Here is a 23,725-nt window from a genome sequence, read left to right on the forward strand (position 1 = left end):
ATTGTGGTCGACTCTGTGGGCTTCACGAAACCTACGGTACCGTAACCTACGGTTGCGTAGCCAGTGTTCGGTGGGCGCGATCACATGCCCCGCCGGCCGCGGCGTGCCCGATCACCGCGGTGCGCGCCGGCGCCTTGTGGGGACCGACCTAGCCGGCCGCACCGGCGGCGAGCGTCAACGCCCGGATCACGGCTTGGCGGGCGAGGTCGATCTTGAATGCGTTCTGGCTCAACGGTTGCGCACCGGACATGGCGGCCCGGGCGGCGGCCCGGAACGCCCGGGGACCGGGCGCCTTCCCGACCAGAGCGGCCTCCGATTCGACCAACCGCCACGGCTTGGGCGCCACCCCGCCGAGCGCCATGGCCGCCGACGCGATGACACCGTCGGACAGCACGACGCCGACCGCCACCGACACCAGCGCGAACGCATAACTGTGCCGGTCCCGCACCTTCAGGTACCAGGATTTCGCCGGGTACGGCGAGGGCGGGAGCTCGACGCCCACGATCAGTTCGGCGGGCTCGAGGGCATTGTCGATCTCCGGTGTCGCGCCGGGCAGGCGGAAGAACTCCCCGATCGGAATGCGGCGCGCGCCGCCGGGGCCCGCCACATGCACCACGGCATCGAGGATCGTCAAGGCCACCGCCATGTCGGAGGGATTCGTGGCCACGCACCCCTGCGCGGCGCCGAGAACGGCGTGCTCCCGGTTGAAGCCATTCAGTGCCGCACACCCCGAACCGGGTGCGCGTTTGTTGCACTGCACGAAGTCGGTGTCCATGAAGTACGGGCAACGGGTGCGCTGAAGCAAGTTGCCGCCCGCGGTCGCCATGTTGCGTATCTGGACGGTCGCGCCACTCAGAATGGCTTGGGACAGAACAGGATAGCGGGTTCGGATCAGCGTGTGGTTGGCCAGCGCACTGTTGGTGACGCCCGCCTCGATGTACACTCCACCCGCCTCGGTGGCCGTCACCGATGTCAGACCTAGCCGGCCGAGATCGATCAGCGCCGGCGGCTGGGCGACGCCGTACTTCATCAGGTCAACGAGATTGGTGCCGCCCGCGAGATAGGCGCCCCCTGTTTGGACCGCCGCGTCGATCGCGTCGCTCACCGAACTGGCGCGCCGATAGTCGAACGTCTTCACTGTGACCTCGCCTCCGCGACCGCCGCGATGGCGTCGACGATGTTGGCGTACGCCCCGCACCGGCAGATGTTTCCGGCGATGCGTTCCTTGATCTCGTTGTGCGTCAGCGGGATCGAGCCGTTCAATGCCGCCTGGCGGTCACCGTCGAAGGAGACCGCGGACAGGTCGCCGCGCGCGTGTTCGCGCAGCAGCGCGCGCGCCGACGAGATCTGGCCCGCGGTGCAGTAGCCGCATTGAAAACCGTCATGCTCGAGGAACGCCTCCTGAAGCGGATCCAGATCGTCGCCGTCGGCGATGCCCTCGATGGTCAGAACTTCCGCGCCGTCGATCGAGACGGCCAGCGTCAGGCAACTGAGCACCCGCTCCCCGCGCACGGTCACCGTGCACGCGCCACACAGCCCGTGATCGCAGCCCTTCTTGGTGCCGGTCAACCCCAGCCTCTCGCGCAGCAGGTCGAGCAGCGTGGTGCGGACGTCCACGAGGAGCCGGTGAGTCGTACCGTTGACGCACAGCGCGATCTCGCATTCGGCGGCTGCATCCGTCAACGGTTGCCCTCCGGCGCCTCGAACGGGGTCATGAGATGTTCGACGGTGATCGGCAGCTCGCGCAACCTGCGGCCGGTGGCGTGAAAGATGGCGTTGGCGATGGCCGCGGGCACACCGCAGACCCCGATCTCCCCGATCCCGCGAACGCCGAGCGGATCCAGCCCGAAATCCGGTGTGTCCACGAAGGAAATGTCGAAGTCGGGAAGGTCCGCGTGGGTGGGCACGTAGTACTCCCCGATCAACTGTGCGGTGGCGGCGTTGTAGGGGACCTGCTCCATCAGGGCCATGCCCAGGCCGAACGTGATGCCGCCCATCACCTGACTGCGCGCCAGTTTCGGGTTGAGGACGCGGCCGCAGTCCAGCACGGCGACCCAGCGTGTCACGGTCGCGCGGCCGATCTGCTCGTCGACTTCGACCTCACAGAAGTGCGCGCCGAAGGACTGCGAGATCGTGTCGCGTTGATCCCCCGCGCCGGAGGACATGTCGAAGCTCAGCTCCCTTCGGTACCGCTCGCCCCCGCGGTCGAGTAGCGCCGTGACCGGCATCCGGGGCGTGCCACCGGTGCCGACGACGTCGCCGTCGGCGACGTCGAGGCGGTCTGGCGCCACGCCGTGGAAAGGGGTCCCCTCGTCCCCGCTGACCAGCCCGAGCAGCCGTCGCTTCCATTCGGCCGCCGCCGCGAACACGGCCGAGCCGACCGTCGCGGTGGTCTGGGAGGCGCCGCTGTAGGGCGCATCGGGATAATCCGAGTCTCCTGATGCGAAGATCAACTGCGACAACGGTAGTCCGCATGCGTCGGCGGCAACCTGGCTCATCGCCGTGCGCACCCCGGTGCCGAGCTCGTGGGTCGCCGAGGCGAATCGCACCAGCCCGTCCGGTGTAGTGGCCACGCGGCAGGACGCCGGCATTCGCCGGCCAGGGTAGGTCGCGGTGGCCATTCCCCAACCGATCTGTATTCCCCGGTCCGACAACGAGCGGGGCGCCAATGGCCTTTTGTCCCAACCGAATCGTTCGGCGCCCAGGGTGTAGCAGTCCCGCAGGTGCTCACCGGACCAGCGCTTGCCGCTGGGCTGGTCGAAGCCCACGTGGTTGCGGATACGCAGCGACAGCGGGTCCACCCCCAGCTCGTAGGCCAGCTCGTCCATGGCCGACTCCAGGGCAAACAGGCCGGGCGCCTCGCCCGGTCCGCGCATGAAACACGGTGTGGGCGCGTTGATACGCGCGACTCGGTGCGAGACGACCAGGCGAGGCGAGTGATACAAGAACCTGCTCGACAGCCCCGTCGGCTCGCAGAAGTGGGCCACGGTGGAAGTCTCGGTGACGGTGTGATGTTCGGTGCTGCCCAGCAGTCCGCCGGCAGCGGCGGCGAGCGTCACGCGCTGCTCGGTGCGCGGCCGGTGCCCGGTCGAGGAGAACACCTGTTTGCGGGTCAGCACCAGCTTGACCGGTCTACCGACCGCGCGGGCTGCGACCGCGGCCAGCGCCACGTGCATCCACAGGAAGCTCTTCGACCCGAACGCCCCGCCGACCAGTGGGGCGATCACCCGGACATTCGCCTCGGGTATGCCGAGGTACCCGGCGAGCACGGACCGCTCCCCGGTGATCCACCGGGTGGTGTCGTGGACGGTGAGCCGGTCACCCTCCCAGGCGGCGATGGTCGACGACAATTCGATGGGATAGTGCGCATTGCGCGGGGTCGCGTAGTGGGAGTCGATCCGGTGCGGCAGGCGCGGCTCGTCGGGCTCACCGCGGCTGTCCTGCAGCTTCTCCTCCTCCAGCTTCACGAAGTGGTCGGGCAGGTAACTCCCGTAGCGAATCCGGCCGTCCTGTTCGTCGGGGGGCTGCGGCCCGGTCAGCGTCTCGGCGGCGCTCAGCGTCGCCGGACGCTGCTCGTATCGCAGATCGAAGAGCGACGCGGCGTATGTCGCGCGCTCCGGGGAGTCCGCGACCACGAGCGCGATGTGCTGCCCGACATGCTGGACCGTCAGATCCGACAGCGGTGGCCGCCGCTCGATGGGTAGGTCGAACGTGAGGTCGCTTGGAAGCGTTTGCAGTGCAGGGCAATTCAACGGCGTCAGCACGTGCAGGACGCCCGGTGCCGCCGCGGCGCGGTCGGCGCTCGCGAGCAGTGACTCGACGGTGACCGCCCCGCGGGGGATCTGCGACTGGACGAGGGCCGCATGCGCCACGGAATCGACGACCGTATCGGCGGTGTAGCGGGCACGGCCGGTGACCTTGGCACGACCCTCCACGCGGTCGACGGGCAGTCCGACCTGTCGCGCCGGCGGCCGGGTCATCGAGGCGATGCGGCGTCGGCGGGGCGGCCATCGTGTCGAATGCCCTGGCTCATTGCTGCATGTTAGGCCGAGAGCCGAGCCGCGGCCGTGCACACCTGTGGGCCCTACAGCAGCTCGAGCAGGAACGGCAGCTCCTGGTTGGCGTACCACGCCAGGTCGTGGTCCTGCGCGTCGCCGACGATCAACTCGGCATCCTCGTCGCCCAGATCGGCGGCGTCGATGGCCTCGATCGCCTTCGTCACCGCCGGCTCGGCGCCGGGGTTGTCGACGTACGCGGCGATCACGTCTGCGAGCGCGACCGGCCCGCCGAGCCGCACCACCGCGTCGTCGAGGTCGGGCCGGTAGCTGACGTCGCCGGCCTCGGCGGCCAGCACCGCGCGCCGCGGCGGCAGGGAGCCGGTGGCGCCGGCCCCTTCGGCTTCCGAGTCCGCCAACAGGCGCAGCGAGGCCAGCGCCGCCTCGCGCAGCGCGACCTCGGCGAGCTCGTCGTCGTCGCCCTCGGCGTACGCCTCGCGCAAGGTCGGGGTCACCGCGAACGCGGTGCCGTTGACGGGCCGCAACGAGCCGTCGGCGACCAGCCGCTCAAGCATGGCCAGCGTCGCCGGAATGTAGACGACCGTCATGTCACGAATTCCCGATCAGTGTGGCCGCGTAGTCGTCGACGTATTTGGACAGCTCGCGTGGCGGGCGCCGGTAGTTGCCGCTCACCACCGGGTTCTTGGGCAGTTTGACCCGAGGCCGTTCGACGTCGTGATACGGGATGGTCGACAGCAGGTGCGCCATCATGTTCAGCCGCGCGTGCTTTTTGATGTCCGATTCCACGACATACCACGGGCTGACCGGGGTATCGGTGTGCACCATCATCTCGTCCTTGGCGCGTGAGTAATCCTCCCGCTTGTACAGCGATTCGGTGTCCATCGGGCTCAGTTTCCATTGCCGCACAGGGTCGTTCAGCCGCGCCTTGAACCGGCGGAGCTGCTCGCCCTCCGAAACCGAAAACCAGTATTTGCGCAGCAGGATCCCGTCGTCGATGAGCATCTGCTCGAAGATCGGGGTCTGCCGCAAAAACAGCGCATGCTCCTGGGGCGTGCAGAATCCCATGACCTTCTCCACGCCGGCGCGGTTGTACCACGACCGGTCGAACAACACGATCTCCCCTTTGGCGGGCAGGTGGGCGATGTAGCGCTGGTAATACCACTGGCCCCGCTCCCGGTCGGTCGGCGAGGGCAGCGCCGCGATGCGGGCGACCCGCGGATTGAGGTATTCGGTGATCCGCTTGATGGTGCCGCCCTTGCCCGCCCCGTCGCGGCCTTCGAAAACGACCACCAGGCGCTGGCCGGTATGGCGCACCCATTCTTGCAGCCTCACCAATTCCGTTTGCAGCCGGAACAATTCAGCCTCGTATACCTCATCGGAAATCCTGGGCGCGTTTGCCGCAGTTGACTTCGCCTTGGCGCTCTTCGTCGCAGTGCTCACATCAACGCATGATAGAACCGGCCACCGATTTTCACCGTGACTAATTACCGGGAAGCTTCCAGCAATTCCTCGAGCGATTGGCTCAACAGGCCGGGCAGCAGCTCGACGTCGCTCATCGCTTCGCGGTCGGCGTTGATGCCGAAATACAGCATGCCGTTGTAGGACGTCACGCTGATGGCCAGCGCCTGGTTGTGCAGCAGGGGCGGGACGCCGTAGGTCTCCAGCAATTTGGTGCCGGCGATGTACATCTGCGACTGGGCCCCCGGCGCATTGGTGATCAGCAGGTTGAACGTCCGCCTGGAGAAGCTGGGGAAACTGGTGGCGACCCGGATGCCCATGGCGTGCAGCGTCGGCGGCGCGAATCCGGACAGGGTGACGATGGTCCTGGCGTCCACCAGGCGGGCGGCCGTCGGGTTCGACTCGCTGGCGTGCGCGATCTGCGACAGCCGCACCACCGCGTTCGGCTCCCCCACCGGCAGGTCGACCAGGAACGGCATCACCTGGCCGATGGCCTGGCCGGGGCCGGTCGCGTCGAGCTGGCTGTCGGCGTAAATGGACAGCGGCGCCATGGCGCGCACGGTCGCGGTCGGCGACACCGCCACCCCGCGTGACATCAGCCAGTTGCCCAGGGCGCCGGCGATCACCGCGAGCACGACATCGTTGACGTCGCAGTCGTAGCGCGCGCGCACGGTGCGGTAGTCGTCGAGGTTGCAGCTCGCGACCGTGAATCGCCGGTGTCGGGACACGTTGGCATTGAGCGGGCTGCTCGGCGCGGTGCCGCGCGCCACGGTCCGCGCGAAATCGACGACCCGGCGACCCGCGGCCAGGAGTTCGCCATGGTTGGTCACCAGGCCGCCGATCGTCGACCCGACGGCCTGCAGCTGGGTGGTCGGCCCCACGAACCAGTCGCCGATGGCCCCGAAGATCAGCCGCGCGTTGCCCGGGTCGCGTTCCGGGACCCAGATGTCCTCGACCAGGGCCGGCGGGCGCCTGGTGCGATCGGCGATGACGTGGTTGATCTCCAGTGCCGCCATGCCGTTGATCAGGGCTTGATGCGACTTGGTGTAGAGGGCGACCCGGTTCTTGGCCAGGCCCTCGACCAGATACATCTCCCATAGCGGCCGCGACTTGTCCAGCGGCCGGGCGGCCAGCCGGGCGATCAGCTCGTGCAGCTGTTCGTCGCTGCCCGGGGAGGGCAGCGCCGAGCGCCGCACGTGATAGGTGATGTCGAAGTCGGCGTCGTCGATCCACACAGGCCGGGCCGGGCCCACCCGCACCTCGCGCACCTTCTGCCGGTAGCGCGGGATTTGCGGCAACCGCCGTTCCACCGTGGACAGCAGCGTCTCGTAGCTCAATCCCGCGCGCGGACGGCGCAGGATCGACAGCGATCCGACGTACATCGGGGTGGCCGTGTTCTCCAGCCGGTAAAACGCCGCGTCCGATGGGGACAACCGGGTCACCATAGGGCGCTGTCCTCCTCGTCGAATCATCGCCGGCGTCGCTAAGGGAGATTTCCCGCCCACGGTAATCGCCGGGCCGGGGCCCGGCCGAGCGCGGGTACGCGCGGGCGCGAGTTGTGCCATGATGACCACTGCCTGCCACTCTCCAGCGGGCTCTGAGGTCCGGCCGTCGAGTTGGAGAGTGCGCGTTGAACACCAGTCCCGTCGTGCGTCCGCCCGACGCCTTCGCCGTCTCGCCCGTCGTCGACTACGAGCCTCCGGCGCAAGACGTACCGCGCAATGCCCCGGCCTGCCGGCGATCGCCCCGCGCGCCGTCGCTGCGGCGCAGCACCCACGCGCCGCGCCGGCCCCACCCGCCCGGAAGGCCGGCGGCCGAGGCCCGCGCCGCCGTGTCGGCGCCGATGCGGCAGGCCGCGGCGTTCGCCGACGCGGCGCTGCGCCGGGTCCTGGAAGTCATCGACCGCCGCCGGCCGGCCGCCCAGCTGCGGCCCCTGCTGGCGCCCAGCCTGGTGGATTCCGTGCTCGCGGCGGGCCATTCGGCCACCGGTCAGCGGGGCGCCGCGGTGCTGCGACGGATGCGGCTGCAGCCGGCCGGGCACCGGGACCCCGACTCCGCGGCGGAGGTCTGCGGCTCGTACAGCCGCGGGAACCGGATCCACGCCATCGCCTGCCGCGTCGAGCGGGTCCCCGCCGATTCCGGGACAAGGTGGCTCGTGGTGGCCCTGCACATCGGTTGACCCGTCGGGTCAGCGCACGGGACCGGCGCTGGGCGCCAGCGGGCCGCCCGTGTAGCGGGCCAGCACCGGCCCGGCGATCGCCATGACGAAGACGTACGACGTCGCCAGCGCGGCGACCGCGGGGATCGACGTGCCCGCCAACCCGATGATGATCAGCGAGAACTCGCCCCTGGCGATCAGCGCGGTGCCCGCGCGCAGCTGTCCGCGCCGCGCCACCCCGTCGCGCCGGGCGGCGAAGACCCCGGTGGCGACCTTGGTCGCCGCGGTCACCGCGGCCAGGATCAGCGCCGCCGGCAGCATCGGGATCAGCTCCTTGGGATCCACCGAAAAGCCGATCGCCAGAAAGAAGATGGCGGCGAACAGGTCCCGCAGCGGACCCAGCACCTGGCGCGCCCGGTTCGCCGTCTCCCCGGTGAGCGTCAGGCCCACCAGGAAGGCGCCCACCGCGGCCGACGCGTGCAGGGATTCCGCCACGGCCGCCACGATCAAGGTGATGCCCAGCACCCTCAGCAGGAGCTGTTCGGACTCGGGGTGTTCGACCAACCGGCCCACGTGGTGGCCCCAGCGGTAGGACGCGGCGAACGCCGCCAACAGCGCGGCCACCGCCGCCACCATGCCCACGACGGCGTGCGGCCAGCCGCCGCCCGAGGCCAGGACGGCGAACAGCGGCAGGTAGGCCGCCATCGCGAAGTCCTCGAGGACCAAAACGGAGAGCACGGCCGGGGTCTCCCGGTTACCGAGCCGGCGCAGGTCCTCCAGCAGGCGCGCGATGACGCCCGACGAGGAGATGTAGGTGACCCCGGCCAGGCACAGGATCGCCACCCCGTCCAGTCCCAGCAGCCAGCCGGCGATCGCGCCGGGCGTGGCATTGAGGACGACGTCGACGCCCGCGGAGGGTAGGTGGTGGCGCAGGCTGGCGGCGAATTCCGCCGCGGAGAACTCCAGGCCCAGGGTCAGCAGCAGCAGCACCACGCCGATGGGCGCGCTGGTCGTGATGAACTGGCCCCCGGCGTCGAGCGGAAGGATCCCGCCCTTTCCCAGCGACAGGCCCGCCAGCAGGTAGACCGGGATCGGGGACAACGCGAACCGGCGCGCGACGCCGCCCAAGACGGCCAGCGTGGCCAGGAGGGCGCCGAGCTCGAGCAGCAGCGCCCACGAAACCTGCACCGGCTCAGCCCTTGTCGATGATCTGTTCGACGCCGGCGATGCCGTCATGGGTGCCGATGACGATCAAAACGTCTCGGGCGTGCAGCGTTTCGGCCGGGCCGGGCGAGGCGAGCACCTCCTCGTTGCGCACGATCGCGACGATGGAGGCGCCGGTGCGGGTGCGGGCGCGGGTGTCGCCCAGGGGGTGGCCGACGAACGGGCTGCCGGCCAGGATGTGAACCTGACCCGTCTCGAGTCCGGGTATTTCGCGGGCCAGCTCGGTGAACCGCTCGGCGATCCGGGGCGCCCCCAGGATCTGGGCCACCGCCTCGGCCTCTTCGTCACTGAGTTGCAGGAGCGGCCGGGCCTCGTCCGGGTCCTCCCGGGCATAGACGACGACCTCGAAGTCGCCGCTTCGCCGCGCGATGATGCCGATGCGATCGCCCTTGTGGTCGGTGAATTCGTAGCGAAGGCCGACGCCCGGCAGCAGCACCTCCTTGACATCCATGCGGTCAATCCTGACAGGTCGGCCGGTGGCGCGGTCGCCGGATCGCGGGGCTCCTAGAGAACTGCTGTGAATCAGCCCTGCCGGGGCACGCCGGTGGGCTGCCGGCGCGGAATCGGCAGCAGCATCGACACCTCGCGGCGGTAGTCGCGGTACTGGGGACCGAGCGTCGCGACCAGGTCACGCTCCTCCAGCTGCGTGGCGACGAGGACGTAGATCGTCATGCCCGTCGAGAACAGCAGGTGCCCGGCCGTCATGACGGGCGCGGCCCAGAAGGCGATGACCATGCCGAGCATCAGGGGGTGGCGCACCACGCGGTAGAGCAGGCGGACGCGGAATTCGACGCTGGTATAGGGCTCTTGGCGCGAAGCCAGATACACCTGCCGGAGCCCGAACAGGTCGAAATGGTTGATCAGGAACGTCGAGAGCAGCGCTATGGCCCAGCCGAGCCAGAACAGCGCCCACAACACCGCGCGGACGGCCGGCTGCCGCACGTCCCAGATGACCGTCGGCATCGTTCGCCATTGCCAGTACAGCAGGGCCAGCACCGCGCTGGACAGCAGCACGTAGGTGCTGCGTTCGATCGGTGACGGCACGACGCGCACCCACCATCGCTTGAATGCGGGGCGGGCCATCACGCTGTGCTGCACCCCGAACGCGGCCAGCAACGCCGCGTTGATCAGTACGGCCGTGGCGAGGGGCGCGGCCAACCCATGATCGACGCTTCGTGGCACCGCGAAGTTTCCCAGGAAGCCGATGAGATACAAGAAGGCCGCGAGGAAGAGCAGGTACGCCGCGGCGCCGTAGCCAAGCGTCAGATATCGCTTCATGGGCTAAGTGTCCGCCGGGCGGGCGCGCTCGCCTATAGGTCGATTGCCTCATCTTCGCGAAGGCGGGCGCTAGGCAATTTTGACCAGTCCGAGCGTGAAGCTACCTTCACGCTCGGCGCCGAGTGTGAAGGTGGCTTCACGCTCGGCGGAAAGCCCTAGCGGCGCTTGACCGATTTGGGCGGCTTGGCGCCGCGGCCCTGCTGCCTGGCGGCGGCACGGCGCTCGCGCCGGGAACCTCCCCCCGCCACGCCGGCCGGCGTCTTCTGGCCGTCGCCGCCGTTGCGCTGCACCTGCGCCGAGCCGTCCTCCGACGGGCCGGAGTAAGTCATGGCCGGCGCGGCGTTGTCAATCCCCTTGGCACGCAACTGCGGCGGGGCCTCCTCGCGGGCAGCCGCGGGTGTGGCGGGCTGCTCTTCGGCGGCCCCGAGCTCCGCCAGCCCCTCCGGCGTTTCCATCGGCGCGATCTGCGGGGACGGCACCGCCTCGACGGTGACGTTGAACAGGAACCCGACCGACTCCTCCTTCATGCCGTCGAGCATCGCCATGAACATGTCGTAGCCCTCGCGCTGGTATTCCACCAGCGGGTCGCGCTGCGCCATGGCGCGCAGCCCGATGCCCTCCTTGAGGTAATCCATCTCGTAGAGGTGCTCGCGCCACTTGCGGTCGATGACGTTGAGCAGCACGTTGCGCTCCAGCTGCCGCATCGCGCCCTCGCCGGCGATCTCCTCGAGCTCGGCTTCCCTTGCGGCATAAGCGTTTTCGGCGTCTTTGAGCAGCTCGTCGAGCAACTCCTCGCGGGTGAGATCATCGCGCTCGGACTCGGCGTCCAGGCGCATCAGCGTCTCGTGGTCGATGCCGACCGGGTACAGCGTCTTGAGCGCCGTCCACAACGCCTCCAGGTCCCAGTCCTCGGCGTAGCCGTCGGACGTCGCGCCGTTGACGTAGGCGGTGACCACGTCGCGGACCATGTCCAGCGCCTGCTCCTTGAGGTTCTCGCCCTCCAGGATGCGGCGGCGCTCGGCGTAGATCACCTTGCGCTGCTGGTTCATCACCTCGTCGTACTTGAGGACGTTCTTTCTGACCTCGAAGTTCTGCTGCTCGACCTGGGTCTGGGCGCTCTTGATCGCCCGGGTGACCATCTTGGCCTCGATCGGCACGTCGTCGGGCAGGTTCAGCCGGTTGAGCATCGCCTCCAGCGCGGCGCCGTTGAACCGGCGCATGAGCTCGTCGCCCAGCGACAGGTAGAAGCGGGACTCGCCCGGGTCGCCCTGCCGGCCGGAGCGGCCGCGCAGCTGGTTGTCGATGCGCCGCGACTCGTGCCGCTCGGTGCCCAGCACGTATAGGCCGCCGGCCTCGATCACCTCGGCGGCCTCCTTGCCGGCCTCCTCCTTGACCTTGGGCAGCTCCTCGTGCCAGGCGGTCTCGTACTCGTCGGGCGTCTCCACCGGATCGAGGCCGCGCTCGCGCAGCCGCTGGTCGGTGAGGAAGTCGACGTTGCCGCCCAGCACGATGTCGGTGCCGCGGCCGGCCATGTTGGTGGCCACCGTCACGCCGCCCCGGCGGCCGGCCACCGCGACGATCCCGGCCTCCTGCTCGTGGTACTTGGCGTTGAGCACGTTGTGCGGGATGCGGCGCTTCTGGAATTGCCGCGACAGGTACTCCGAGCGCTCGACGCTGGTGGTGCCGATCAGCACCGGCTGGCCCTTCTCGTAGCGCTCGGCGACGTCGTCGACCACCGCGATGTACTTGGCCTCCTCGGTCTTGTAGATGAGGTCGGAGCAGTCGGTGCGGATCATCGGCTTGTTCGTCGGGATGGGGACCACGCCCAGCTTGTAGATCTCGTGCAGCTCGGCCGCCTCGGTCTGGGCGGTACCGGTCATGCCGGCCAGCTTGTCGTAGAGCCGGAAGTAGTTCTGCAGCGTGATGGTGGCCAGCGTCTGGTTCTCGGCCTTGATCTCGACGTGCTCCTTGGCCTCGATGGCCTGGTGCATGCCCTCGTTGTAGCGGCGGCCGTAGAGCACGCGGCCGGTGAACTCGTCGACGATGAGCACCTCGCCGTCGCGGACGATGTAGTCCTTGTCGCGGTTGAACAGCTCCTTGGCCTTCAGCGCGTTGTTGAGGTAGCTGACCAGCGGCGAGTTGGCGGCCTCGTACAGATTGTCGATGCCGAGCTGGTCCTCGACGAACTCGACGCCGAGCTCGTGCACGCCGACGGTGCGTTTGCGCAGGTCCACCTCGTAGTGGACGTCCTTCTCCATCAGCGGCGCCAGCCGGGCGAACTCGAGGTACCAGTTGGAGGCGCCGTCGGCGGGCCCGGAGATGATCAGCGGGGTGCGGGCCTCGTCGATCAGGATGGAGTCGACCTCGTCGACGATGGCGAAATTGTGCCCGCGCTGCACCAGGTCGTCGAGCGAATGCGCCATGTTGTCGCGCAGGTAGTCGAAGCCGAACTCGTTGTTGGTGCCGTAGGTGATGTCGGCGTGGTAGGCCACCCGGCGCTCGTCGGGCGTCATCTGGGCCAGGATCACCCCGACGTCCAGGCCGAGGAAGCGGTGCACGCGGCCCATCCACTCGCTGTCGCGTTTGGCCAGGTAATCGTTGACGGTGACGATGTGCACGCCCTTGCCGCCGATGCCGTTGAGGTAGGCGGGCAACACCGAGGTCAGGGTCTTGCCCTCACCGGTCTTCATCTCGGCGACGTTGCCGAAGTGCAGCGCCGCGCCGCCCATCAGCTGCACGTCGAAGGGGCGCTGGTCGAGCACCCGCCAGGCCGCCTCGCGGGCCACCGCGAACGCCTCGGGAAGCAGGTCGTCGAGGCTCTCGCCGTCGGCGTGCCGCTTCTTGAACTCGTCGGTCTTGGCGCGCAGCTCCGCGTCGGTCAGCTTCTCGACCTCGTCGGACAAGGTGTTGACGTAGTCCGACACCCGCTTCAGACGCTTGAGCATGCGACCTTCGCCGAGGCGCAGCAACTTCGACAGCACAGCTATGTCCCCTGTTGGTAGGAGTCTCTATAAGGCGACTCCCATGGTAGGTGACAACCCCGCGGGGGCCGTCCAACCTCAGGAGGGCCTGCTCAGGCGAGCCTGATCAGCCCGTAGTCGTAGCCGTGGCGGCGGTAGACCACGCAGGGCCGTTCGGTCTGCTTGTCGTGGAACAGGAAGAAGTCGTGCCCGACGAGCTCCATCTCGTAGAGCGCGTCGTCGACCGTCATCGGCGTGGCCGGGTGCTCCTTGGTGCGCACGATGCGCCCGGGCTCGTGGTCGGTCTCGGCGCCGTCATGGTCGAGGGGCGGCTCCGGCAGGGGTTCGGCCGGCGGCGCCGGCACCACCGCGGTGGCGGCGGCCAGCGACACCGGCGTCTTGTCGCCGTAGTGGACCTTGCGGCGGTCCTTGGCGCGGCGCAGCCGGTTCTCCAGCTTGTCGACCGCGGACTCGAACGCCGCGTAGAAGCTGTCGGCGCAGGCCTCGGCCCGGCTCACCGGCCCGCGGCCGCGCGCGGTGATCTCGACGCGTTGACACGATTTGCGCTGGCGCCGGTTCGGCGCGTGTTTGAGCTCGACATCAAAGAGGTAGATGGAGCGATCGAACCGCTCGAGGCGGGCGAGTTTCTGGGAGACGTAGAGGCGGTAGTGATCGGGGACTTCTACATTGCGGCCCTTGAAGACCACGTCGGCGCTGGTCGTCGGTTGAGCTTGGCCGTCGGTGTGCGTCGGCGGTTGGTCGAGAATCTGACCGGAATCCACGGATAGCCTTGACATACGTGACAACTCGTTTCTCTTTCACGTCGCACGCGCCCTGCGTGCCCGGCTTACTACGACGCGCCGACGAGGTGGGAGAGCGGTCCTTTCAACAGGTAACCGCCGCAGGCTGCTCGCCGATGCAAGGTGTCGAATACTCACCCCTTCCCGCGAGTGGGGTCTCAACCTGGGAACGTCGCGACCAGTGAAGTCAGCCCAGTGAGTCGATTGATGTTGTCCTCGACGTTAGCTCTTGTTCGCCTCGCCATGCCACTGATTTCGCGGAGGTGTTGCGAGTTCTTCACATACTCTTGGCGGCCGCACAGCCTCACGCGACCGCGACCGTCAGCACGGCCGCGACCCGCACGCCGGCGGCGCTCAACACCCGCACCGACTCGCGCGCCGTCGCCCCGGTGGTGACGATGTCGTCGACGATCAAGGCCTCGCTGACCGGCCGTGTTCCCCGCAGCAGCACCCGGCCCGCGACGTTGCGCTCGCGGGCGGCCGTCCCCAGGCCCACCGAGTCGCGAACCAGCGCCCTCATCCGCAGCGCCGGGACGACGCTGATGGCCGGGTGGCCGGCCACCGCGGCGCGCGCCAGCCGGGTGACCGGATCGCCCCCGCGCCGGCGCGCCGCCGAACGGCGCGTCGGAGCCGGCACGACCGTCAGCGGCGTTTCGACGATCCCCCACGACAGCAACCGGTGCACCCCGGTGGCCAGCGCGGCCGCCAACGGCCCGACGAGGTCGGCGCGGCCGTGCTCCTTGAGCTCCAGGATCGCCTGCCGGCGCGCGCCGGCGTAGCGGCCGAGCGCGAACACCGGCACCCCCGGGTCGACCCGCGGGTTCACCACGTGCGGCTGGTCGGGCGCCACCGACAGCTCCCGGGCGCAGACGTCACACCAGCGGGTCGACGGCGCCCCGCAGCCGCCGCACTGCAGCGGCAGGATGAGGTCGAGCACGGGCGCCAGTCTGGTGCGCGGGACCGACAACGCCGGTGGGGTCAGCCCGGCAGCACGGGGGCCGCCCCGAACACCGCTAACCCCGGCACCTCCGACCAGCCCTGCTGGCTTTCGGCCGCCGACGCCGAATACTGCAGCACCCCCTGCGGGGCCCCGACGTAGATCGTCGACGGGTTGGCCGCGACGGTCAGCACCGGCATCTGCAGGCCGCGGGCGGGCGCGTCGGAGTTCACCCCGTCGAGGTTGACGTAGGACACGGGATGGCTGGCATCGGTACGCGTCACCACGATGTCGTCGCCGGTGCGCCAGGACAACGAGACCACCGAGTTGCCCAGCCCGAAGCCGAGCCGCCGCGGGTAGGTCAGGGCGAACTGGCCGGCCTGGGTCTGCTCCACGCTGGCCAGGATCACCTGGCCGCCGATCACCATCGCGGCGCGCGTGCTGTCGCGGGACAGCTGCAGGTCGGTGATCGGCCCCGGGAAGCGGCTGGCCACGGCGACGGAATCGACCGGGATGCGGGCGGGTTGCCCCGACGCCGGCTCCTGGATCGCGCGCAGCACGTTGTTGCCGTCCACCACCGTCCAGACCGCGTCGTCCAGCGACCAGCTGGGCCGCGTCAGGCTGTGCCCGTCGGCGGACTGGACCGCCTCGCCGCCGAGGTCGCCGATCCACAGCGACGCCGCCTCGTCGGGCGCGCCCCGGTGCAGCGTGACGACGGACGCCACCTGCCGCCCGCTGCGGGACAGCGCGGCGCCGGTCTGGTCGCCCATGCGGCCGAAGGCGCCGGGCACGTTGCCGAAGCGCTGGCCGTCCAGCGACACCAGCGAGCCGTTCACCAGCGCGTGCAGCCCGGCGCCCGCGCCGTCGGCCACACCCGGGTCGGTGGCCGCCACATCGGAGGTCGTCCAGCCCTCGGCGAACCGGTCGTCCAGCGGCGCGCCGTCGGCGTTGATCACATACGGGCCCCGGATGTCGGCCCTGGCCAGCGTCCAGATGATCTGCGCGGCGAGCAATTGCCTGCTGTGCGGATCGGTGGTGGACAGCTTCTCCAGGTCGACGCGCGCCCCGCCGTAGCCGCGCCCGGTCCCGTTCTTGCCGCCATCGGCCCGGGTCACCGGCCCGCGCAGCCGCAGCGGCGGGGCGAGCAGGTTGCGGACGGTGTGCGCCATCTCGGGCCGCGGGCCGGCGATCAGCTTGGAGACCAATTCGGTGGCCAGCTGGTCGTGGTCGGCGACCGCGACGTAGCGCGGATCGGGAACCACCGTCTTGCCGGTGGGGTCGGCGAAGTACAGCGTGTTGCGCTTGTAGGTCGCCTGAAACTGCTGCCAGTCCAGGAACACCCCATTGGGCAGCCGGTCGATGCGCCACCCGCCCGACGTCTTGACCAACTCGATCGGGCCCGGGTCGGGCAGCACCCCCTCCGCGGTCTCGAACACCCCCATGTCCGACAGCGACCCGAGGATGTCCGCCCGCATGTTCGCCGAAACACGTTCGGCCGCACGGGTTTCCACGAACACCACGTGGTCGATCAGCAGGGCGCTACCGGCGTCGTCCCAGGCGTTGGACGCCGACTGGGTGAGGAACTGCCGGGCCGCCAGATGCCGGTTCGCGGGATCGGCTGTGGCCTTGAGGAATTCGCGCAGCAGCACATCGGGATCCATGCCCGGCGTCGGCTTGGGCAGGTTCGACGGGGCCGGCCGTTCGACGGTGCCGATGGCCTGCGGGGCCGACGAGCTGGGCACCCCCGCGCAACCGGCCAGCACCACCGCGAGAAACGCCAACCCGAGCAGGCGCCGCATCACCCGCTCCTCTCGGCGTGTTCCCGTTGCCGCGACCGGTCTTTGGTCGGTTGCGGCCCCGTGTTTGTCGTCGCGGTGGGCGGAATGGGCTTCATGGGCAGCGGGCTGGTGGTCACCTTGTGGCCGCGGACCAGCGGAAGCGTCAGCCGGAAGCAGGATCCCTCACCGGGTTCGCCCCACGCCTCCAGCCGGCCCTGGTGCAGGCGGGCGTCCTCCACGCTGATCGCCAGGCCGAGCCCGGTGCCGCCGGACCGGCGCACCCGCGACGGGTCGGCCCGCCAGAACCGGCTGAACACCAGCTTCTCCTCGCCGGGCCGCAACCCCACCCCGTAGTCGCGGACGGTGACGGCCACGGTGTCCTCGTCGGCCCCCATCCGGATCTGCACCGGCTTGTGTTCGGCGTGGTCGATCGCGTTGGCGATCAGGTTGCGCAGGATCCGCTCCACCCGCCGGGTGTCGACCTCGGCGATCACCTCCTCGTCCGGCAGGTCGACGAGCAGCTCGATGCCGGCGTCCTCGGCCAGGTGGCCGACGTTGCTCAGCGCGCTGCGCACGGTGGTGCGCAGGTCCACCGCCTCGACGGACAACTCGGCCACCCCGGCGTCGTGCCGGGAGATCTCCAGCAGGTCGTTGAGCAGCGACTCGAACCGGTCCAGCTCGTTGACCATCAGCTCGGTGGAGCGCGCCAGCGTGGGATCCAGGTCGGCACTGTGGTCATAGATGAGGTCGGCGGCCATCCGCACGGTGGTCAGCGGGGTGCGCAGCTCGTGGCTGACGTCCGAGGTGAACCGGCGCTGCAGGTTGCCGAACTCCTCGAGCTGGGTGATCTGGCGGGACAGGCTTTCGGCCATGTCGTTGAACGACACCGCCAACCGGGCCATGTCGTCCTCGCCGCGCACCGGCATCCGTTCGGACAGGTGTCCCTCGGCGAACCGCTCGGCGATCCGCGACGCCGACCGCACCGGCACCACCACCTGCCGGGATACCAGCAGCGCGATCCCGGCGAGCAGCACCAGCAGCACCGCGCCACCGGTGATCATGGTGCCGCGGACCAGCGCAATGGTGGACTGCTCGTTCTTCAGCGGGAAGATCAGGTACAGCTCCAGGTTGGCCACCTGCGACGACGCCGGCGTGCCCATCACCAGCGCCGGGCCGGAAAAACCGTCGGTGTGCACGGTGGCGTACTGGTACGCCGCCTGCCCGGCCTTGACGAAGCCGCGCAGCGCATTGGGCACCTGGTCGACCGGTCCGGCCGTGGTCGCCGCGCGGGGCCCGTCGCCCGGCACGATCAGCACCGCGTCGAACGCACCGGCCAGCCCGGCGCCCGACGCGGAGTCAGTCTTCGACGTCAGCGTGTTGCGGGCCAGCTGCAGACTGCTGTCCAGCGAGCGCGTCTCCTCGCCGCTGACGATCCCGCCGACGGTCGTGCGCGCGCGCTCGATCTGCTCGATGCCCGCCTTGACCTTGACGTCGAGCACACGATTGGTGACCTGAGAGGTCAACACGAAGCCGAGCGCGAGGATCACCGCCAACGACATCCCGAGCGTCAGCGCGACGACCCGCAGCTGCAACGACCGGCGCCAGGCAACAGCAACGGCGCGACTCACCGCACCCATGCCGCGGGTCATGGGACCGGAGCGCCCCCAACGGCTCCGAGTGCGTCGCCGAGAGCCCCAGATCAATGGCGCCCCCGGATCACGGAGGTCCGGCCTTGTATCCCACTCCTCGAACGGTCAGCACCACGGTCGGGTTCTCCGGGTCCTTCTCAACCTTGGCCCGCAGACGCTGGACGTGCACGTTCACCAGGCGGGTGTCCGCCGGGTGCCGGTAGCCCCACACCTGTTCGAGCAGCACATCACGAGTAAACACCTGCCGCGGTTTGCGCGCCAACGCGACCAGCAGGTCGAACTCCAGCGGAGTCAGGGAGATCTGCTCGCCGTTGCGCGTCACCTTGTGCGCCGGCACGTCGATCTCGACGTCGGCGATCGACAGCATCTCGGCGGGCTCGTCGTCGTTGCGCCGCAGCCGCGCCCGCACCCTCGCCACCAGCTCCTTGGGCTTGAACGGCTTCATGATGTAGTCGTCGGCGCCGGACTCGAGGCCCAACACCACGTCCACGGTGTCGGTCTTGGCGGTCAGCATCACGATCGGCACACCGGAATCGGCGCGCAGCACGCGGCACACGTCGATGCCGTTCATCCCCGGCAGCATCAGGTCCAGGAGTACCAAGTCGGGGCGCAGTTCGCGCACCGCAGTCAGGGCCTGGGTACCGTCACCGATGACCGCGGTGTCGAAACCCTCCCCACGCAACACGATGGTGAGCATCTCGGCCAGCGAAGCGTCGTCATCGACGACTAAGATCCTTTGCCTCATGGCATCCATGGTGTCACCAGATCGGGACAAAACTGGCGCGCCACACGGGCGTTTCTTGGGCCTGGCCGCAAATATAGCGGCAATTCGGGTCAAAAACCCCTGCCCGGCGCCCCCGGTGTGCCCTCCCGGACGGTCGGGGGCACCTCCTTGGCGCCGATGAGGGTGGCGGCCAGCCGGGCCGGATCGACGTCGGCGTCGGCGACCAGCCAGGGCCCGCCCCAGCCCGCCGCGGCCAGCTCGGCGTAGACCGCGCCGGTGCGCAGCTGCAGTTCGTCGTCGCGTTCGTAGCTGTCGCGCGCCCGCCCCGGATCGGACTGCGCCCGGCTGCGCGCGCGCTGCCCGGCCAGCTCCGCCGGCACCGCGAGCAGCAGCTGCCAGTCGGGTGCGGGCAGCCGCAGCCGCCGGTACTCCAGCTCGAGCACCCAGGCGGCGGCCGCCCCGCCCGCGCCCTCGTGCAGGCGCGCGGCGCTGTAGGCGGCGTTGGACGCGACGTAACGATCCAGGATCACCACGTCGTGGTCAGCGCACAGCGCCTCGATGTCGTCAACGGCCCCCGCCCGGTCGAGCGCGAACAGCATCGCCATCGCGTAGACCGACGACGCCAGGTCGCCGTGCTCGCCGTGCAGGGCCTCGGCCGCGACGTCGGCGGTCACCGACTTGCCGTAGCGCGGGAAGGCCAGGATCGCCACGGACTTCCCGGCCGCCTCGAAGGCCTTGCGCAGGCCCTCGGACAGCGTCCGCTTGCCCGCCCCGTCGACCCCTTCGATCGCGATCAGCACCGCGCGAGCCTATCCCGCGCACGAATGTGCGGCTGGCCGCACACTCGGCATGAGGACCGAGGACTCAGTAGCGGTAGTGGTCGGCCTTGTAGGGACCGTCGACGTCGACGCCGATGTACTCGGCCTGCTCCTTGGTCAGCTTGGTCAGCTTGCCGCCGAGCGCCTCGACGTGGATGCGGGCCACCTTCTCGTCGAGGTGCTTGGGCAGCCGATACACCTCGTTGTCGTACTCGTCGTTCTTGGTCCACAGCTCGATCTGGGCGATCACCTGGTTGGAGAAGCTGTTGCTCATCACGAACGACGGGTGCCCGGTGGCGTTGCCGAGGTTCAGCAGCCGGCCCTCGGAGAGCAGGATGATCGACTTGCCGCTGTCGGGGAACGTCCACACGTCGACCTGCGGCCGGATGTTGGTCTTGGTGGCGCCCGAGCGCTCCAGCGCGGCGACCTGGATCTCGTTGTCGAAGTGCCCGATGTTGCCCAGCACCGCGTAGTCCTTCATCGCCTTCATGTGCGCCAGCGTGATGATGTCCTTGTTGCCGGTCGCGGTGATGACGATGTCGGCGGCGCCGATCGCGTCCTCGACCGTCTCGACGTCGTAGCCCTCCATCAGCGCCTGCAGCGCGTTGATCGGGTCGATCTCGGTGACGACGACGCGCGCGCCCTGCCCCTTGACCGACTCGGCGCAACCCTTGCCCACGTCGCCGTAGCCGCAGACCAGCACCTTCTTGCCGCCGATCAGCACGTCGGTGCCGCGGTTGATCCCGTCGATCAGCGAGTGCCGGCAGCCGTACTTGTTGTCGAACTTGGACTTCGTCACCGAGTCGTTGACGTTGATCGCCGGGAAGGCGAGGTCGCCGGCCGCGGCGAACTGGTAGAGGCGCAGCACGCCGGTGGTGGTCTCCTCGGTGACGCCCTTGACCGACTCGGAGATCTTCGTCCACTTGTCCTTGTCGGTCTCGAAGCGCTTGCGCAGCAAGTCCAGGAAGACCTTCCACTCGGTGGGGTCGTCCTCCTCAGCGGGCGGCACCACGCCGGCCTTCTCGTACTGCGCGCCGCGCAGCACCAGCATGGTGGCGTCGCCGCCGTCGTCGAGGATCATGTTGGCCGGCTCGTCGGGCCACGTCAGCATCTGCTCGGCGGCCCACCAGTACTCCTCCAGCGTCTCGCCCTTCCAGGCGAACACCGGGACGCCCTTGGGCTCCTCGGGCGTGCCGTGCGGGCCGACGACCACGGCGGCGGCGGCGTGGTCCTGGGTGGAGAAGATGTTGCAGGACGCCCAACGGACTTGCGCGCCCAGCGAAACCAGGGTCTCGATGAGCACGGCGGTCTGCACCGTCATGTGCAGCGAGCCCGAGATCCGCGCCCCCTTCAGGGGCTGCACCTCGGCGTACTCGCGGCGCAGCGACATCAGACCCGGCATCTCCTGCTCGGACAGCTCGATGTCCCGGCGACCGTATTCAGCCAACGACAGGTCGGCGACCTTGAAATCGATGCCGTTGCGGACGTCGGCGGTCAACGAACTTTCGGTCGTCGTCATAAAAGTCTCATTCCTTCTGCGGCTTAGGTTCCAAGCGGATTACTTAGCTTAGGTATACGCTCTTGCGCCACTGTAGTCGGCGGCCGCGGGAGGGCGTCAGGGGACGTTGACGACGCCGTGGCGCTCCGCGAACGGCGTCATCAGCCGCGCCAGGTCGGCCGCCACGTCGTGGTCGGCCTCCGGCGGCATCGACACGTAGCTCATCGCCAGCCGGACGATCGCCCGGGCCAGGACGCCGGCGTCGGAGTCACTGGTGGCCACCCAGCTCTGGGTGAAGGCCGCGCTCAGCCGATCCGACGCCCGGGTGATGATGGGGCCGCTGTCGGTGGTGATGATCTGCAGCAGATCCGGCTTGGCGACGCCGGTCAGCAACGAGATCACCAGCGGGTCCGCCGCCGACTCGGCGAAGAAGGCGCGAAAGCCCTGCAGGAACGCCTCATAGATGTTGCCGACGTTGGCGTCGATGGCGGCCTGCACGGCGTCGACCAGCCGGTCGGCCAGGCGCAGGGCGTAACCCTGCGCCAGGCCTTGCCGCGAGCCGAACTCGTTGTAGATGGTCTGCCGGCTGATGCCCGCGGCGCGGGCCACGTCCGACAGCGTGACGGCGGACCAGTCGCGGGTCAGCAGCAACTCCCGCATCGCGTCCAGCACCGAGTCGCGCAGCAGCGCGCGCGACGCCTCGGGGAACGGCATCCGCTTCACAGGCGCGACAATAGCCGCTTTCGAGCCGCTTTCGCGCCGATCACGAACGAGCAATCTCCACCATCTCGAAGTCGGATTTCGCCGCGCCGCAGTCCGGGCAGCTCCAGTCCTCGGGGATGTCGTCCCAGCGGGTCCCGGGCGCGATGCCGTCCTCCGGCCAGCCCTTGGCCTCGTCGTATTCGAATCCGCACTGCACGCAGACGAAGAGTCTGTAGTCGCTCACCGGTTCACTCCTAAACACTCGAAATCGGCCTTCTCCCGCACCGCACAGTCCGGGCAGCACCAGTCGGCGGGGATGTCACCGAACGGCGTGCCCGCGGGAAATCCTTCCCGCGGAGCACCTTTCGCCTCATCGTAGGTGTAGCCGCAGCCCGGGCACCGGTAGGCGGTCACGCCCGCGCCCCGTAGCGCGCCAGCACCCGCTCCCGCACCCGCGGGTGGATGTTGACCTTGGTGATGTCGCCGTCGTAGTGCTCGAGCACCCGGTGGTCCATCACCTTGCGCCACAGCGGCGGGAGGTAGGTCAGCGAGATCATCGACGCGTACCCGCTCGGCAGGTTGGGCGCGCCCTCCATGCTGCGCAGGGTCTGGTACCGGCGGGTCGGGTTGGCGTGGTGGTCGCTGTGCCGCTGCAGGTGGTACAGGAACAGGTTGGTGACGACGTGGTCGGAGTTCCAGCTGTGCACCGGGGTGCAGCGCTCGTAACGGCCGTTGGCCTGCTTCTGCCGCAACAGCCCGTAGTGCTCGAGGTAGTTGACGGACTCGAGCAGGCTGAAGCCGAAGACGGCCTGGATGACCACGAACGGGATCAGCGCCGGGCCGAAGACCGCGATCAGCACCCCCCACAACACGATCGACAGCAGCCAGGCGTTGAGCACGTCGTTGGACAGGTACGTCCGGGGGTCCCACGGGCTCCGCCCCTGCCGGCGCAGCCGCTCGGCCTCCAGCCGCAACGACGAGCGCAGGCTGCCGAAGACGCTGCGCGGCAAGAACTCCCAGAACGTCTCGCCGAAGCGCGCCGACGCCGGGTCCTCAGGGGTGGACACCCGCACGTGGTGGCCGCGGTTGTGCTCGATGTAGAAGTGGCCGTAGCAGGTCTGGGCCAGGGTGATCTTGGACAGCCACCGCTCCAGGGAGTCCTTCTTGTGGCCCATCTCGTGGGCGGTGTTGATGCCCACGCCGCCGAGCACGCCCACCGACAGCGCCACCCCGAGCTTGCCCGCCCAGCCCAGCGCGCCGTCATAGCCGAGCCAGCTCAGGTTCGAGGCGGTGAACAGGTAGGCGCCGAAGACCACGCTCAGGTACTGGAACGGGATGAAGATGTAGGTGCAGTAGCGGTAGTACTTGTCGTTCTCCAGCTGCTCCATCACCTCGTCGGGCGGGTTCTGGCCGTCGGGCCCGAAGCGCAGGTCCAGGATCGGCAGCAGGACGTAGACCAGGATCGGCCCGATCCACAGCAGCGCCTGCGAGCCGGTCTGCCAGCCGAGTGAGTTCATCGCCCAGACCAGCGGCAGCACCACGAACAACGCCGTCGGCGCGATCAGCCCCATCAGCCATAGGTGCCGCTTCTTGTCCCGCCAGACCGGCGGCTCGGACGCCTCCGGGTGTACCTGCCGTTCCAGTGTGGTCATATGCCAAACCTCCTTGTGAGTCACACCACGCTTGAGTTTGACAATATCGCCTACTGCGTCTCGTGTCTAGACA

General features: G+C 69.1%; 22 protein-coding genes. 1 reads left to right on the forward strand and 21 read right to left on the reverse strand.

The window, feature by feature from the left end; translation table 11 throughout:
• Window positions 1–148: 148 nt before the first annotated feature.
• The 6 genes from U8D42_RS16230 to U8D42_RS16255 all read right to left on the reverse strand — a co-directional run bounded on the left by U8D42_RS16230 (window position 149) and on the right by U8D42_RS16255 (window position 6,919).
• On the reverse strand, window positions 149–1,138 hold the full coding sequence (locus U8D42_RS16230) for an FAD binding domain-containing protein (protein WP_322859670.1): 990 nt from the start codon (window positions 1,136–1,138) through the stop codon (window positions 149–151).
• Window positions 1,135–1,683 carry a (2Fe-2S)-binding protein gene (locus tag U8D42_RS16235; protein ID WP_322859669.1) on the reverse strand — a complete coding sequence of 183 codons (549 nt, stop codon included), beginning with the start codon at window positions 1,681–1,683 and terminating at the stop codon, window positions 1,135–1,137. Before U8D42_RS16235 ends, U8D42_RS16230 begins: the two co-directional genes overlap by 4 nt.
• Window positions 1,680–3,980, reverse strand: coding sequence for a xanthine dehydrogenase family protein molybdopterin-binding subunit (locus U8D42_RS16240; protein WP_322859668.1), 2,301 nt, complete (start codon window positions 3,978–3,980; stop codon window positions 1,680–1,682). Before U8D42_RS16240 ends, U8D42_RS16235 begins: the two co-directional genes overlap by 4 nt.
• A 104-nt stretch (window positions 3,981–4,084) precedes the next feature.
• Window positions 4,085–4,603, reverse strand: a complete 519-nt coding sequence (locus U8D42_RS16245; protein ID WP_085241642.1) for a DUF6912 family protein — start codon at window positions 4,601–4,603, stop codon at window positions 4,085–4,087.
• A gap of 1 nt (window position 4,604) precedes the next feature.
• Window positions 4,605–5,456 carry a polyphosphate kinase 2 gene (ppk2, locus tag U8D42_RS16250; protein ID WP_322859667.1) on the reverse strand — a complete coding sequence of 284 codons (852 nt, stop codon included), beginning with the start codon at window positions 5,454–5,456 and terminating at the stop codon, window positions 4,605–4,607.
• Between the two features lie 44 nt (window positions 5,457–5,500).
• Window positions 5,501–6,919 carry a WS/DGAT/MGAT family O-acyltransferase gene (locus U8D42_RS16255; protein WP_322859666.1) on the reverse strand — a complete coding sequence of 473 codons (1,419 nt, stop codon included), beginning with the start codon at window positions 6,917–6,919 and terminating at the stop codon, window positions 5,501–5,503.
• Window positions 6,920–7,104: 185 nt separating this feature from the next.
• Here U8D42_RS16255 and U8D42_RS16260 point away from each other — a divergent pair, with 185 nt between their 5' ends.
• Window positions 7,105–7,653: an Rv3235 family protein gene (locus U8D42_RS16260; RefSeq protein WP_085241645.1), complete on the forward strand. Its 549-nt coding sequence runs from the start codon at window positions 7,105–7,107 to the stop codon at window positions 7,651–7,653.
• A gap of 9 nt (window positions 7,654–7,662) precedes the next feature.
• Here the strand turns inward: U8D42_RS16260 and U8D42_RS16265 are convergent, their stop codons facing one another.
• From U8D42_RS16265 to U8D42_RS16335, 15 genes are all read right to left on the reverse strand, one after another.
• Complete coding sequence (locus U8D42_RS16265) at window positions 7,663–8,820, reverse strand: cation:proton antiporter (protein WP_085241646.1); 1,158 nt, start codon at window positions 8,818–8,820, stop codon at window positions 7,663–7,665.
• Between the two features lie 4 nt (window positions 8,821–8,824).
• Window positions 8,825–9,307, reverse strand: a complete 483-nt coding sequence (locus U8D42_RS16270; protein WP_322859665.1) for a cation:proton antiporter regulatory subunit — start codon at window positions 9,305–9,307, stop codon at window positions 8,825–8,827.
• 71 nt (window positions 9,308–9,378) lie between these two features.
• Window positions 9,379–10,134: a methanethiol S-methyltransferase gene (gene mddA / locus U8D42_RS16275; protein ID WP_322859664.1), complete on the reverse strand. Its 756-nt coding sequence runs from the start codon at window positions 10,132–10,134 to the stop codon at window positions 9,379–9,381.
• Between the two features lie 155 nt (window positions 10,135–10,289).
• The gene (secA, locus tag U8D42_RS16280) at window positions 10,290–13,115 is read right to left on the reverse strand and encodes a preprotein translocase subunit SecA (RefSeq protein ID WP_322859663.1); all 2,826 of its coding nucleotides are present in this window, start codon (window positions 13,113–13,115) and stop codon (window positions 10,290–10,292) included.
• Window positions 13,116–13,207: 92 nt separating this feature from the next.
• Complete coding sequence (hpf, locus tag U8D42_RS16285; RefSeq protein ID WP_085241650.1) at window positions 13,208–13,876, reverse strand: ribosome hibernation-promoting factor, HPF/YfiA family; 669 nt, start codon at window positions 13,874–13,876, stop codon at window positions 13,208–13,210.
• A gap of 322 nt (window positions 13,877–14,198) precedes the next feature.
• A complete protein-coding gene (locus tag U8D42_RS16290; RefSeq protein ID WP_322859662.1) occupies window positions 14,199–14,831 on the reverse strand; it encodes a ComF family protein in 633 nt (210 codons plus the stop codon).
• A 41-nt stretch (window positions 14,832–14,872) separates the two neighbouring features.
• Window positions 14,873–16,630, reverse strand: a complete 1,758-nt coding sequence (gene lpqB, locus U8D42_RS16295; RefSeq protein WP_322859661.1) for an MtrAB system accessory lipoprotein LpqB — start codon at window positions 16,628–16,630, stop codon at window positions 14,873–14,875.
• Window positions 16,630–18,312: an MtrAB system histidine kinase MtrB gene (gene mtrB / locus U8D42_RS16300; protein ID WP_085241653.1), complete on the reverse strand. Its 1,683-nt coding sequence runs from the start codon at window positions 18,310–18,312 to the stop codon at window positions 16,630–16,632. The genes lpqB and mtrB overlap by 1 nt, the downstream gene beginning before the upstream one ends.
• A gap of 13 nt (window positions 18,313–18,325) precedes the next feature.
• The gene (mtrA, locus tag U8D42_RS16305) at window positions 18,326–19,012 is read right to left on the reverse strand and encodes a two-component system response regulator MtrA (protein WP_067925378.1); all 687 of its coding nucleotides are present in this window, start codon (window positions 19,010–19,012) and stop codon (window positions 18,326–18,328) included.
• Between the two features lie 80 nt (window positions 19,013–19,092).
• Window positions 19,093–19,782, reverse strand: coding sequence for a dTMP kinase (locus U8D42_RS16310; protein ID WP_322859660.1), 690 nt, complete (start codon window positions 19,780–19,782; stop codon window positions 19,093–19,095).
• A 64-nt stretch (window positions 19,783–19,846) separates the two neighbouring features.
• The gene (ahcY, locus tag U8D42_RS16315) at window positions 19,847–21,319 is read right to left on the reverse strand and encodes an adenosylhomocysteinase (protein ID WP_322859659.1); all 1,473 of its coding nucleotides are present in this window, start codon (window positions 21,317–21,319) and stop codon (window positions 19,847–19,849) included.
• 96 nt (window positions 21,320–21,415) lie between these two features.
• Window positions 21,416–22,012 carry a TetR family transcriptional regulator AlkX gene (alkX, locus tag U8D42_RS16320; protein ID WP_322860140.1) on the reverse strand — a complete coding sequence of 199 codons (597 nt, stop codon included), beginning with the start codon at window positions 22,010–22,012 and terminating at the stop codon, window positions 21,416–21,418.
• A gap of 49 nt (window positions 22,013–22,061) precedes the next feature.
• Window positions 22,062–22,244, reverse strand: coding sequence for a rubredoxin (locus tag U8D42_RS16325; protein WP_085241657.1), 183 nt, complete (start codon window positions 22,242–22,244; stop codon window positions 22,062–22,064).
• On the reverse strand, window positions 22,241–22,414 hold the full coding sequence (locus tag U8D42_RS16330) for a rubredoxin (RefSeq protein WP_322859658.1): 174 nt from the start codon (window positions 22,412–22,414) through the stop codon (window positions 22,241–22,243). Before U8D42_RS16330 ends, U8D42_RS16325 begins: the two co-directional genes overlap by 4 nt.
• The gene (locus tag U8D42_RS16335; RefSeq protein WP_322859657.1) at window positions 22,411–23,652 is read right to left on the reverse strand and encodes an alkane 1-monooxygenase; all 1,242 of its coding nucleotides are present in this window, start codon (window positions 23,650–23,652) and stop codon (window positions 22,411–22,413) included. Before U8D42_RS16335 ends, U8D42_RS16330 begins: the two co-directional genes overlap by 4 nt.
• Between the last annotated feature and the right edge of the window lie 73 nt (window positions 23,653–23,725).

Source organism: Mycobacterium europaeum (genome assembly GCF_034555895.2).
GTDB lineage: Bacteria > Actinomycetota > Actinomycetes > Mycobacteriales > Mycobacteriaceae > Mycobacterium > Mycobacterium europaeum.